This window comes from Pseudomonas danubii, assembly GCF_042980055.1.
Classification (GTDB): Bacteria; Pseudomonadota; Gammaproteobacteria; order Pseudomonadales; family Pseudomonadaceae; genus Aquipseudomonas; species Aquipseudomonas danubii.
Genome location: NZ_CP116502.1, coordinates 1241860 through 1254230, shown reverse-complemented (window position 1 = coordinate 1254230; position 12371 = coordinate 1241860). Strand labels below are relative to the sequence as shown.

At 58.3% G+C, this 12371-nt stretch carries 11 protein-coding genes; 5 read left to right on the top strand and 6 right to left on the bottom strand.

Going from position 1 to position 12371, the window contains the following annotated elements:
• Positions 1–141: 141 nt before the first annotated feature.
• From PFZ56_RS05930 to dnaA, 5 genes are all read right to left on the bottom strand, one after another.
• Entirely contained in the window at positions 142–546 is a 405-nt protein-coding gene (locus PFZ56_RS05930; protein ID WP_170001376.1) for an Imm1 family immunity protein, read from the bottom strand.
• A 121-nt stretch (positions 547–667) separates the two neighbouring features.
• The gene (gene gyrB, locus PFZ56_RS05925) at positions 668–3085 is read right to left on the bottom strand and encodes a DNA topoisomerase (ATP-hydrolyzing) subunit B (RefSeq protein ID WP_110594153.1); all 2418 of its coding nucleotides are present in this window, start codon (positions 3083–3085) and stop codon (positions 668–670) included.
• A 4-nt stretch (positions 3086–3089) separates the two neighbouring features.
• Positions 3090–4193 (bottom strand): DNA replication/repair protein RecF, encoded by a 1104-nt coding sequence (gene recF, locus PFZ56_RS05920; RefSeq protein WP_102862424.1) that lies wholly within the window; start codon positions 4191–4193, stop codon positions 3090–3092.
• 20 nt (positions 4194–4213) lie between these two features.
• A complete protein-coding gene (dnaN, locus tag PFZ56_RS05915) occupies positions 4214–5317 on the bottom strand; it encodes a DNA polymerase III subunit beta (protein WP_011058392.1) in 1104 nt (367 codons plus the stop codon).
• 38 nt (positions 5318–5355) lie between these two features.
• Positions 5356–6897 (bottom strand): chromosomal replication initiator protein DnaA, encoded by a 1542-nt coding sequence (gene dnaA / locus PFZ56_RS05910; protein WP_060842037.1) that lies wholly within the window; start codon positions 6895–6897, stop codon positions 5356–5358.
• A gap of 566 nt (positions 6898–7463) precedes the next feature.
• Here dnaA and rpmH point away from each other — a divergent pair.
• From rpmH to mnmE, 5 genes are all read left to right on the top strand, one after another.
• Positions 7464–7598, top strand: a complete 135-nt coding sequence (rpmH, locus tag PFZ56_RS05905) for a 50S ribosomal protein L34 (protein WP_003213577.1) — start codon at positions 7464–7466, stop codon at positions 7596–7598.
• A 16-nt stretch (positions 7599–7614) separates the two neighbouring features.
• Positions 7615–8016, top strand: a complete 402-nt coding sequence (rnpA, locus tag PFZ56_RS05900; RefSeq protein WP_197662869.1) for a ribonuclease P protein component — start codon at positions 7615–7617, stop codon at positions 8014–8016.
• Positions 8009–8254, top strand: coding sequence for a membrane protein insertion efficiency factor YidD (gene yidD / locus PFZ56_RS05895; protein ID WP_003213574.1), 246 nt, complete (start codon positions 8009–8011; stop codon positions 8252–8254). The genes rnpA and yidD overlap by 8 nt, the downstream gene beginning before the upstream one ends.
• Before the next feature lie 2 nt (positions 8255–8256).
• The gene (gene yidC / locus PFZ56_RS05890; RefSeq protein WP_110652498.1) at positions 8257–9957 is read left to right on the top strand and encodes a membrane protein insertase YidC; all 1701 of its coding nucleotides are present in this window, start codon (positions 8257–8259) and stop codon (positions 9955–9957) included.
• A 79-nt stretch (positions 9958–10036) separates the two neighbouring features.
• Positions 10037–11407, top strand: coding sequence for a tRNA uridine-5-carboxymethylaminomethyl(34) synthesis GTPase MnmE (mnmE, locus tag PFZ56_RS05885; RefSeq protein ID WP_110652497.1), 1371 nt, complete (start codon positions 10037–10039; stop codon positions 11405–11407).
• A 60-nt stretch (positions 11408–11467) separates the two neighbouring features.
• Here mnmE and PFZ56_RS05880 read toward each other — a convergent pair whose 3' ends face one another.
• Positions 11468–12301, bottom strand: a complete 834-nt coding sequence (locus tag PFZ56_RS05880) for a GyrI-like domain-containing protein (RefSeq protein WP_170001377.1) — start codon at positions 12299–12301, stop codon at positions 11468–11470.
• Between the last annotated feature and the right edge of the window lie 70 nt (positions 12302–12371).

The following is a 12371-nucleotide window of genomic DNA, read 5'->3' as shown; positions in this document are numbered from 1 at the left end:
TGATCAAACAGCACAACGCGCTGTTTGTCGTCAGCACTCAGACCACAATCTGCGGCATTGAAACGCCAGGCGATGGGGAAGCGTACTTCATCGCATAGGTGGCTGCTTGTACCTGCCAAGGTCAACGTCCTTACTGTCCAGTTAGCCTTCCACTTCCCAGGCCAGATCGGGATCAGCCGAGCCATAGGCCGAGAAATAAGCCAGGGCCTGTCTCGCTCGCTCTTTAACCACACACTGATACCGAGGGTAACTGCCGGACTGGCCGCCCGCGACCAATTCAATCCGCTGATCGTCAGGACTGTCTGCGCTGAGCAGGGTCTGCAACGATTGGTCGACGTCCTGGGCAATAAAGACCACATACTGATCGGCCGCACCGCCCCCGATATGCATCAGGGTCTCGTCGCTGAAGAAAAAAACCGTCGAGCTGAAAGCCTTTCCGTCCAGGCGGTTGAGCGCGGACAGCACCTGCGTCGAGTCGGGGTTCAACCACTCATGGGTGTGGCAACGATTACCGGCATATTCATCTTCAATGATTTTCTTGAGCATTCGCCATGACTGCCTTGTCCGGATAAAAACGTAAATCGTTATGGATGAGGGATTGAACAATCTGCCAATAAAAAAGGCCAACGCAAGCGTCGGCCTTTTTATTTTCAGCTGTGTCCCTGGATCAGAAGTCCAGGTTGGACACCGCCAGGGCGTTGCTTTCGATGAAGTCGCGACGTGGCTCGACCGCATCACCCATCAGGGTGTTGAAGATCTGGTCGGCGCCGATGGCGTCTTCGATGGTCACCTTGAGCATGCGGCGCATGCTTGGGTCCATGGTGGTTTCCCACAGCTGGTCAGGGTTCATCTCACCCAGACCTTTGTATCGCTGGATGGTGTGGCGCTTGGTGCTTTCCGCCATCAGCCAGTCCAGGGCTTCCTTGAACTCGGTGACAGCTTTCTTGCGCTCGCCACGCTGCACATACGCGCCTTCGTCCAGCAGGGTGCTCAGTTGAGCGCCCAGGGAGACGACGGTCTTGTAGTCGTTGCTGCCGAAGAAGTCGCGGTTGAAGGTGACGTAGTTGGACAGGCCGTGGGAGATCAGCTCGACCTCTGGCAGCCAGACATTACGCTCACGGTCTTCCCGCAGGCTGGCCTTGTAGACCAGGCCGGACTTCTCGGAGGTGCGCAGGCGGGCGTCGTACTTGGCCAGCCAATCCTGCATGGCGGCGTGGTCGGACAGTTGCTCCATGGTCACGGCCGGCAGGTAGATGAAGTGCTCGGTCAGTTCCTGCGGGTACAGACGCGACAGGCGCTTGAGGGTCTTCATCACCATGCGGAAATCGTTGACCAGGCGCTCCAGCGCCTCGCCGGAGATCCCTGGAGCTTCGTCGTTCAGGTGCAGGCTGGCATCTTCCAGAGCCGACTGGGTCATGTAGTCTTCCATGGCCTCGTCGTCTTTGATGTATTGCTCTTGCTTGCCTTTCTTGACCTTGTACAGCGGCGGCTGGGCGATGTAGATGTAGCCGCGCTCGATCAGCTCCGGCAACTGACGGAAGAAGAAGGTCAGCAGCAGGGTACGGATGTGCGAACCGTCAACGTCAGCATCGGTCATGATGATGATGTTGTGATAACGCAGCTTGTCGATGTTGTACTCTTCGCGGCCGATGCCGCAGCCCAATGCAGTGATCAAGGTGCCGACCTCTTGCGAGGAGATCATCTTGTCGAAACGGGCTTTCTCTACGTTGAGGATCTTGCCCTTGAGCGGCAGGATCGCCTGGGTCTTGCGGTTGCGTCCCTGCTTGGCGGAACCGCCAGCAGAGTCACCTTCCACCAGGTAGAGTTCGGACAGGGCAGGGTCCTTTTCCTGGCAGTCCGCCAGTTTGCCCGGCAGGCCGGCGATATCCAGCGCGCCTTTACGACGGGTCATTTCACGGGCTTTACGCGCCGCTTCACGAGCACGAGCAGCGTCGATCATCTTGCCCACCACCAACTTGGCTTCGTTGGGGTTTTCCAGCAGGAAGTCGGAGAAGTACTTGCCCATTTCCTGTTCGACCGCGGTCTTCACTTCGGAAGACACCAGCTTGTCCTTGGTCTGGGAACTGAACTTAGGGTCCGGCACCTTCACCGAGATGATCGCGGTCAGGCCTTCACGAGCGTCGTCACCGGTGGTGGCAACCTTGTGCTTCTTGGCCAGGCCTTCAGCTTCGATGTAGGTATTCAGGTTACGCGTCAGGGCCGAACGGAAGCCCACCAGGTGGGTGCCGCCGTCGCGCTGAGGAATGTTGTTGGTGAAGCACAACAGGTTCTCGTTGAAGCTGTCGTTCCACTGCAGGGCGATTTCCACGCCAATGCCGTCTTCACGCTGGACGTTGAAGTGGAACACCTGGTTGACCGCTGTCTTGTTGGTGTTCAGGTATTCAACGAACGCCCGCAGGCCACCTTCGTACTTGAACAGCTCTTCCTTACCGCTGCGCTCATCCTTGAGGATGATGCCGACACCGGAGTTGAGGAAGGACAGTTCACGAATCCGCTTGGCCAGGACGTCCCAGCTGAAGTGGATGTTCTTGAAGGTTTCAGCCGAAGGCTTGAAGTGGATCTGGGTACCGGTGGTTTCGCTGTCGCCAACGATCTTCATCCGCTCTTGCGGAACACCGTGGACATAGGTCTGTTCCCAGATCTTGCCGCTGCGGCGCACAGTGAGGATCAGCTCTTCGGACAGGGCGTTCACTACCGATACACCTACGCCGTGCAGACCGCCGGATACCTTGTAGGAGTTATCGTCGAACTTACCGCCGGCGTGGAGCACGGTCATGATGACCTCTGCCGCCGAGACGCCTTCTTCTTTATGCACATCTACCGGGATACCGCGACCGTTGTCGCGAACGGTGATGGATTCATCCGGGTGGATGATGATGCTGATGTCGTCGCAATGGCCGGCCAGCGCTTCGTCGATGGAGTTGTCGACCACCTCGAACACCATGTGGTGCAGACCGCTGCCGTCATCGGTGTCGCCAATGTACATACCGGGACGTTTGCGTACGGCATCCAAACCTTTCAGCACCTTGATGCTGGTCGAGTCGTACGTATTTTCTTCGCTCATGCCTTCACTCCCGATGGTCGTGGGTCTGGGTGATACGGCCTTGTTCCACGTGGAACAAAGCGACTGGCGTTTCCGTCTGCCAGCCTTCCCTCAATAATTCGTGGTCTACACAGGTGATAAACACCTGGCAGCGTAAGTCTTCCAACAAGCGACAAAGTGCGCGGCGATGCTGCTCGTCCAACTCGGACGGCAAGTCATCCACTAGATAAATACACTGACCGCGACGGGCCTGGCTCACCAGGTGCCCTTGGGCAATGCGCAAGGCACAGACCACCAACTTCTGCTGGCCACGGGACAAGATGTCCGCGGCGTTGTGTCCGCCTAAGCGCAGACGCAAATCAGCACGTTGTGGACCGGCCTGGGTATGACCCATTTGCTGATCACGGTGCAGGGCGGCCGCGAGCACTTCACTGAGCTCTCGGTCCTTGTCCCAACCACGGTAATAGCTAAGCGTCAGGCCCTCGAGCTGCAACAACTCGCCCAAGGTCCGCTCAAAGACTGGTTTCAAGGCTTTGATGTATGCGCGGCGGTATTCATCGATTTCAGCGCTGGCCTGACACAGTTCCCGGTCCCAGGCCGCTTGCGAAGCGGCGTCAAGTGTACCATGCCGCAGCCATGAGTTCCGCTGCCGCAGGGCCTTCTGCAAGCGCTGCCAGGTGGACATGAAGCGAGGTTCCACATGGAACACTCCCCAGTCCAGGAACTGTCGGCGGATCTTTGGAGCGCCTTCCAGCAGACGAAAGCTGTCCGGATTGATCAGTTGCAGCGGCAGGATTTCCGCCAGCTGCGCCGCGCTGCGGGCATTCTGACCGTCGATGCGGATCTGGAACTCCCCCTGACGATCCCGGGATATCCCCAGGCTGCTGTGCCCACCCTGGGCCAACTCCACCTGGCCAAAGACCGTACAAGCCAGCTGTTCATACTGGATCACCGGCAACAGGCGGGCACTGCGAAACGAGCGGGCAAGCCCCAGCAGGTGGATGGCTTCCAGCACGCTGGTCTTGCCACTGCCGTTGGCGCCGTAGAGAAGGTTGATGCGGGGAGAGGGGGAGAAGGTCACCGGGTGCAGATTGCGCACCGCGGTGACCGAGACGCGACTGAGGGACATCTAGCTTCTGCTGAGCATGATTACAGGCGCATCGGCATGACAACGTAAGCCGAGTCGTCGTTGTCGGATTCCTGCACCAGCGCACTGCTGTTGGAATCGGACAGGATCAGGCGCACCTGTTCGGTGGTCATCACGCCCAGCACGTCCAGCAGGTAGCTGACGTTGAAGCCGATTTCCAGCGAGCCGCCGTTGTATTCCACACCCACTTCTTCTTCCGCTTCTTCCTGCTCCGGGTTGTTGGCCTGGATCTTCAACTGACCATTGGCCAGCTGCAGACGGATACCGCGGTACTTCTCGTTGGACAGGATCGCGGTACGGCTGAAAGCTTCACGCAGGGCCTGACGGTCACCCAGTACCAGCTTGTCACCGCCTTTTGGCAGCACGCGCTCGTAGTCAGGGAACTTGCCGTCCACCAGCTTGGAGGTGAAGGTGAACTCGCCGGTAGTGGCGCGAATGTGGTGCTGACCCAGGACGATGCTGACGTTGCCATCCGGCTCGGTGAGCAGACGGGCCAGCTCCAGGATGCCTTTACGCGGCACGATCACCTGGTGGCGATCGGGCTGGCCGATATCCGCCTGCATCGAGCACATGGCCAGACGGTGACCGTCGGTGGCCACGGCGCGGATGATCCCGGCGGACACTTCCAGCAGCATGCCGTTGAGGTAGTAGCGCACGTCCTGCTGGGCCATGGCGAAGCTGGTGCGTTCGATCAGGCGACGCAGGCGGCTCTGCTCCAGCTGACAGGTCAGCGAGCCCGGGCCTTCTTCCACGGTAGGAAAATCGTTGGCCGGCAGGGTCGACAGGGTGAAGCGGCTACGACCGGCCTTCACCACCAGTTTCTGCTCGTCGACCTTGATATCGATCAGCGCGTCGTTGGGCAGGCTCTTGCAGATGTCCATCAGCTTGCGCGCGGGAACGGTGATTTCCCCCGGCTCTGCGGGCTCTTCAAGTTGCACACGACCGACCAGCTCGACTTCCAGGTCGGTACCGGTCAGCGACAGTTGCTGGCCTTCGACAACCAGCAGCACGTTGGAAAGTACCGGCAAGGTCTGACGGCGTTCGACGACGCCGGCGACCAGTTGCAGGGGTTTCAACAGGGCTTCGCGTTGAATGGTGAAATGCATGGTCTAGTCCCTTGCCTTAATAAGCTGCGTTGGAGTCATCAAGTGGTCAGAGTACGCAGCAGGTTCTTGTAGTCCTCGCGGATGTCCGCGTCGGATTCCTTAAGTTCATTGATCTTGCGGCAGGCGTGCAGCACCGTAGTGTGGTCGCGGCCACCGAACACATCGCCGATTTCCGGCAGGCTGTGGTTGGTCAGTTCCTTGGACAGGGCCATGGCCACCTGACGGGGGCGGGCTACCGAACGTGAACGTCGCTTGGACAGCAGATCAGAAATCTTGATCTTGTAGTACTCGGCGACGGTGCGCTGGATGTTATCCACAGACACCAGCTTGTCCTGCAGCGCCAGCAGGTCCTTCAACGATTCGCGAATCAGCTCGATGGTGATGTCGCGCCCCATGAAGTGCGAGTGGGCGATGACTCGCTTGAGTGCGCCTTCCAGTTCACGGACGTTGGAACGAATTCGCTGAGCAATGAAGAACGCCGCATCGTGGGGCAGTTCGACTTTGGCCTGGTCGGCCTTCTTCATCAGGATCGCCACCCGGGTTTCCAGTTCCGGCGGTTCGACCGCTACCGTCAGGCCCCAGCCGAAGCGGGACTTGAGGCGTTCTTCCAGGCCTTCGATTTCCTTCGGATAACGGTCGCTGGTGAGAATCACCTGCTGGCCGCCTTCGAGGAGGGCATTGAAGGTGTGGAAGAACTCTTCCTGGGAACGCTCCTTGCGAGCGAAGAACTGGATATCGTCGATCAGCAATGCGTCGACCGAACGATAGAAGCGCTTGAATTCGTTAATGGCGTTGAGCTGCAACGCCTTGACCATGTCCGCAACGAAACGCTCGGAATGCAGGTACACGACCTTGGCATTCGGGTTCTTCTTTAATAAGTGGTTACCCACGGCATGCATCAAGTGGGTCTTACCCAGACCGACGCCGCCATAAAGGAAGAGCGGGTTATAGCCATGCTTGGGGTTGTCCGCCACCTGCCAGGCCGCTGCCCGAGCCAGTTGGTTGGACTTACCCTCGACGAAGTTTTCAAAGGTGAAGGTGCGGTTCAGGTAGCTGGTGTGCTTGAGCGCACCTTCTACCTGGACAGTACGCTGCTCAGCGCGTACGGGTGCCTGCTGCGAGCTGGCGCCCGCCATCGGGTCGAAGCTGTCACGAGAGGGTTCTTCGCTGACCTCGGCACTCTTCTGCGCCGCGGCTTTCTTGGCCGGAGCTGAAGTGGGTGCCGGAGTTGGCGCAGGAGCCGCCGCCGGGGTGGCATTGGCTGCTGCCGCTTGCAGCGCTTGCGAGGCAGCGGCGGCCAGTGGCGCATTAGGTGCAGCGCGAGGCGCCGAACTGCGTTTGCTGCCTATTAATAAGGAAAGAACCGGCGCACTGCCGTTGCCGTGTTCATCCAGCAGCTCGAGCACACGGCCCAGGTACTTTTCGTTGACCCAATCGAGAACAAAACGATTCGGTGCGTAGACACGCAACTCGTCGCCTTCGGCTTCGACCTGTAGCGGACGGATCCAAGTGTTGAATTGCTGGGCAGGCAGCTCATCACGCAGAAGCTCCACGCACTGCTGCCAAAGTTCCACTGACACGGATATCCCCTAAGTTGAAAGCCGGTGAGGCAAAAACAAGCGGCCATTGTAGCGATCAGCCGTCCACTTATCCACATGTAGCGTGCCCTCAGGACACTAAGAATCAACGCCTTACCCCGAATAAACACGACCAATGGTATGTGCATAAGCTCTGTGGATAACCCCGCCTGAGGTCATTGCACAACTCGGGTCAAAACTCTGTGGGTAACTCGCCTGTGGATAACCTCTCGTTCCACACACAGGTTTTCCGATAGCGCAGCACAGGCAGGACACCGTTTCTCAACCGTGTTGTCATCCTCTGTACAGTACGGACTATAAGGGCTTAAGCCACTTATCCACAGAAGGTGCCGTCCCTAGCCTTTATAAGCTTTACAGAAAAGCTTTAAATACTTTCCTTCTTTATTTTTATATCTAGCCAAGACTGACTCACAACCCAGGACCCGGACATACATAGATAAAGGAAAAGCTGGTTGGAAATTGACCTAGAGGCTTGCTTTCTCTAGAATCGCCGATCTCTTAAAACGGGGGCCATTCCGGCCCGTTGTGGACGAACCAGGTAACACGACATGAAACGTACTTTCCAACCAAGCACTATCAAACGCGCTCGTACCCACGGTTTCCGTGCTCGCATGGCTACCAAGAACGGTCGTGCCGTCCTGTCGCGTCGTCGCGCCAAAGGTCGTGCGCGTCTGGCAGTTTGATAATCCGGCACTGGAGGTGAGTCAGGACTTCAGTCGGGAAAAGCGTCTGCTTACCCCCCGGCACTTCAAGGCGGTCTTTGACTCCCCTACCGGCAAGGTTCCGGGGAAAAATCTCCTGCTCCTTGCGCGCAACAACGACCTGGATCATCCCCGTCTGGGGCTCGTGATCGGGAAAAAGAGCGTAAAGCTCTCCGTTGAGCGCAATCGCCTCAAGCGTCTGATGCGCGAATCGTTTCGTCTCCACCAGGACTCACTGGTCGGATGGGATATCGTTATCGTCGCGCGCAAAGGTTTGGGCGATGTAGAAAACCCCGAATTGATTCAGCATTTCGGCAAACTCTGGAAACGTCTGGCGCGCAACAAGCCGGAACCAGCAGTCAAATCCGAAACTGTAGGGGTAGACAGTCCCGATGCGTAAACTGGCACTCGTTCCGATCCAGTTTTACCGCTATGCCATTAGTCCTCTGATGGCCAATCACTGTCGTTTCTACCCCAGTTGTTCCTGCTACGCGTTAGAAGCCATCGAAAATCATGGCCTTCTGCGCGGTGGCTGGCTGACCTTTCGTCGTTTAGGTCGCTGTCATCCGTGGAATCCCGGTGGTTATGACCCGGTTCCACCTATCCCTACCTCCCGTTCTTCTTCGATGGCCGAGTAATCATGGATATCAAACGCACGATCCTGATCGTCGCCCTGGCAATCGTGTCCTATGTCATGGTTCTTAAATGGAACCAGGATTATGGCCAGGCTGCCCTGCCGACTCAGAATGTTGCTTCCAGCACGACCGCTCCGGGCTTGCCGGATACGCCAACTGGCACTTCCGCTGCCAACGACGACATTCCACGCGCCGCAAGCGATACCACTGCACCCGCAGAAGCGCCGGTTGCTGCAAGCAAAGATCTCATTCAGATCAAAACGGATGTGCTCGACCTGGCTGTCGATCCACAAGGTGGGGATATCGCGCAACTGCGTTTGCCACTGTATCCACGTCGTCAGGACCACCCGGAAATTCCTTTCCAGCTGTTCGATAACGGCAACGAACGGACTTACCTGGCACAAAGTGGCCTGATTGGCAGCAGCGGCCCGGACGCCAACCCGGCCGGTCGCCCGATCTACTCGGCAGAGAAGAAAAGTTATCAACTGGCTGACGGTCAGGACCAATTGGTGGTCGACCTGAAGTTCAGCAAGGACGGCGTCAACTACATCAAACGCTTCACCCTGAAGCGTGGCCTGTACGACATCACCGTTTCCTACCTGATCGATAACGAAAGCGCGCAACCTTGGACCGGTGCGATGTTCGCCCAGCTCAAGCGCGACGCCAGTTCCGATCCATCCTCCAGCACCGCCACCGGCACTGCGACTTACCTGGGCGCCGCCCTGTGGACAAGTTCCGAGCCGTACAAAAAAGTGTCCATGAAAGACATGGACAAGGTGAACGAGGACAAAACCAAGGCGCCCATCACTGAAAATGTTCAGGGTGGCTGGGTAGCCTGGCTGCAGCACTACTTCGTGACCGCCTGGATTCCGCCAAAAGGCGAAAATAACCAGGTTCTGGCGCGCAAAGACAGCAAAGGCAACTACATCATTGGCTACACCGGCCCTTCGATGACCGTTGCTCCAGGCGCCAAGGCTGAAACCAGTGCCATTCTGTACGCCGGCCCGAAAAGCCAGGCGGTGCTGAAAGAGTTGTCCCCAGGTCTGGAACTGACTGTCGACTACGGCTTCCTGTGGTTCATTGCCCAGCCGATCTTCTGGCTGCTGCAACATATCCACAGCCTGGTGGGTAACTGGGGCTGGTCGATCATTTTCCTGACCATGCTGATCAAGGGGATCTTCTTCCCACTGTCGGCTGCCAGCTACAAGTCGATGGCGCGCATGCGTGCTGTGGCTCCTAAACTGGCCGCGCTGAAGGAAAAATTCGGCGACGATCGTCAGAAAATGTCCCAGGCGATGATGGAGCTGTACAAGAAAGAGAAGATCAATCCGCTGGGCGGCTGCTTGCCGATCCTGGTGCAGATGCCGGTCTTCCTGTCCTTGTACTGGGTACTCCTGGAAAGCGTGGAAATGCGCCAGGCACCGTTCATGCTGTGGATTACCGACCTGTCGATCAAGGATCCGTTCTTCATCCTGCCGATCATCATGGGCGCCACCATGTTCATCCAGCAGCAGTTGAACCCGACGCCTCCGGATCCGATGCAGGCCAAGGTGATGAAAATGATGCCGATCATCTTCACCTTCTTCTTCCTGTGGTTCCCTGCAGGTCTGGTTCTGTACTGGGTAGTGAACAACTGCCTGTCGATCGCACAACAGTGGTACATCACTCGTAAGATCGAAGCGGCTACCAAGAAAGCTGAAGCCTGACCTACGCTGTGGATAACCACACAAGACGCCCCCTAGTGGGGCGTTTTGCTATCTGTCACTTTTGTCTGGATGTCGGGTTATGAATGTCCCTCGTGAAACCATCGCCGCTGTCGCCACTGCCCAAGGTCGCGGTGGCGTGGGCATCGTACGGATTTCCGGGCCCCTGGCGAGCCTGGCCGCCAAGGCCATCAGCGGCCGCGAATTGAAACCGCGGTTTGCGCATTACGGCCCCTTTCTCAGTGAACAGGGAGAGGTGCTGGATGAAGGCATTGCCCTGTATTTCCCGGGGCCGAACTCCTTTACCGGCGAAGATGTGCTGGAGCTGCAGGGCCATGGCGGCCCCATCGTTCTCGACATGTTGCTGCAGCGCTGCCTCGAGCTGGGTTGCCGGCTGGCCCGACCTGGAGAGTTCAGCGAGCGCGCCTTTCTCAATGACAAGCTCGATCTGGCACAAGCCGAAGCCATTGCCGACCTGATCGAGGCCAGTTCTGCACAGGCCGCGCGCAACGCATTGCGCTCGCTGCAGGGCGCATTCTCCCAGCGTGTGCATAACTTGACCGAACAGCTGATTGCCCTGCGGATCTATGTCGAAGCGGCGATTGATTTTCCCGAGGAGGAAATCGACTTCCTCGCCGATGGCCACGTGTTGAGCATGCTCGATGCGGTCCGCGACGAGTTATCCACAGTACTGAGGGAAGCCGGGCAGGGCGCCTTGCTCCGTGACGGCATGACGGTGGTGATCGCTGGCCGTCCGAACGCCGGCAAGTCTAGCCTGCTCAATGCCCTGGCCGGGCGCGAGGCGGCCATCGTCACTGATATCGCCGGCACTACTCGGGACATTCTCAAGGAACATATCCACATCGACGGCATGCCGTTGCACGTGGTGGATACCGCCGGCCTCAGGGACACCGAGGATCAAGTGGAAAAAATCGGCGTCGAACGTGCGCTCAAGGCCATCGGTGAAGCCGACCGGGTATTGCTGGTGGTGGACGCCACTGCAGCAGAAGCGGCTGATCCCTTCGCCCTGTGGCCGGAATTTCTTGAGCAGCGTCCGGACCCGGCCAAGGTGACCTTGATCCGCAACAAGGCCGATCTGACTGGCGAGCCTATCGCTCTTGAAACCTGTGAGGATGGCCATGTGACCATCAGCCTCAGTGCCATGTCTGCCGGTGTCGGGCTGGATTTGCTACGTGAGCATCTCAAGGCTTGCATGGGTTATGAACAGACGTCGGAAAGCAGCTTCAGTGCCCGCCGCCGGCACCTCGAAGCGTTGCGCTACGCCAGTGCCGCACTGGAGCATGGCCGTGCCCAGCTGACCTTGGCCGGCGCCGGTGAGCTACTGGCCGAGGATCTGCGGCAGGCCCAGCAGTCGCTGGGAGAAATCACCGGGGCCTTCAGTTCCGATGACCTGTTGGGACGGATCTTTTCCAGCTTCTGCATCGGCAAGTAGAGCCGCCCCCGGTGCGCTCCGGCAGAGGTTATCCACACCCCTGCCGGTAGCGGACAGCGTTTATTCCACCGACAGGTAGATGCGTGTCTGCAACTGTGCGGGTGGGGTGACGCGTGGATCGTTCACATAGTGTTCGAACATCGGAAAATCCCCTGGTGTCAGCCCACTGTCAGGCAGCCACTCGGAGAACATCCAGGCATAGGCTTTATCCATCTCGTTGTAGGGGCCCACGTAATTCAGGATTGCGTAGCGCCCTGGAGGAATGTCGAACCTTTCCAGCTGTTCGCCCAGGTCTGCATCGGGCGCGACCGCGACTCCGGCTAGCGAGCGCAATTGCTCAGTCGGGACCTGCTCGGGGTCGTTGAAGTAGACACCGAATCCGCTGGTGTCCGAATGCATGAGCCCCCGGCTGGCGGCCAGCATGAAAGCGCGGGTGAACACCGGACCGATTTCCTGGTAGGAGCCCTGATGAGGCAGGGCTGCCAGAACAACGCCGGGGAAGGTTTCGATTGTGATGGAGTACATATTTGACACCTCAGGGTCGAAAGGACGGGAACGGGTTGCGCGATAACGCCCAGGCGGCAACCCGAAAACGCCAGAGAATGCCCGGTTGAACGCCGCCCCCGACTCGTAGCCAGCACGCAGAGCCACCTCGGCCAGATCCGCGTCAGTGCCTGCCAGCGCTGCGGCTGCCAGGTGCATGCGAATGCGTTGCACCGTGGCGTTCAGCGTTTCTCCCATCATTGCGCGGTAGATGCGATGAAAGTGGTAAGCCGACATACAGGCCAGGTCCGCCAGGTGGTACAGGTCCGGATCGCTGTGTGGATGGCTTGCCAGCCAACGCAGCACCGGCTCCATGCGCTGGCCGTACTGGATTCGGGTTGCAGGTTTCATAAGGCCTCCTTGGTACTCCACTGTAGCGACGGCAGATTTGCAGATTTTGCGATTTTTACCGGCCCCGAGG

Bases quoted from the DNA above. Each gene is read 5' to 3' on its own strand.
- PFZ56_RS05930 (WP_170001376.1), bottom strand. From the start codon at position 546: ATGCTCAAGAAAATCATTGAAGATGAATATGCCGGTAATCGTTGCCAC.
- gyrB (WP_110594153.1), bottom strand. From the start codon at position 3,085: ATGAGCGAAGAAAATACGTACGACTCGACCAGCATCAAGGTGCTGAAA.
- recF (WP_102862424.1), bottom strand. From the start codon at position 4,193: ATGTCCCTCAGTCGCGTCTCGGTCACCGCGGTGCGCAATCTGCACCCG.
- dnaN (WP_011058392.1), bottom strand. From the start codon at position 5,317: ATGCATTTCACCATTCAACGCGAAGCCCTGTTGAAACCCCTGCAACTG.
- rpmH (WP_003213577.1), top strand. From the start codon at position 7,464: ATGAAACGTACTTTCCAACCAAGCACTATCAAACGCGCTCGTACCCAC.
- yidD (WP_003213574.1), top strand. From the start codon at position 8,009: ATGCGTAAACTGGCACTCGTTCCGATCCAGTTTTACCGCTATGCCATT.
- yidC (WP_110652498.1), top strand. From the start codon at position 8,257: ATGGATATCAAACGCACGATCCTGATCGTCGCCCTGGCAATCGTGTCC.
- mnmE (WP_110652497.1), top strand. From the start codon at position 10,037: ATGAATGTCCCTCGTGAAACCATCGCCGCTGTCGCCACTGCCCAAGGT.
- PFZ56_RS05880 (WP_170001377.1), bottom strand. From the start codon at position 12,301: ATGAAACCTGCAACCCGAATCCAGTACGGCCAGCGCATGGAGCCGGTG.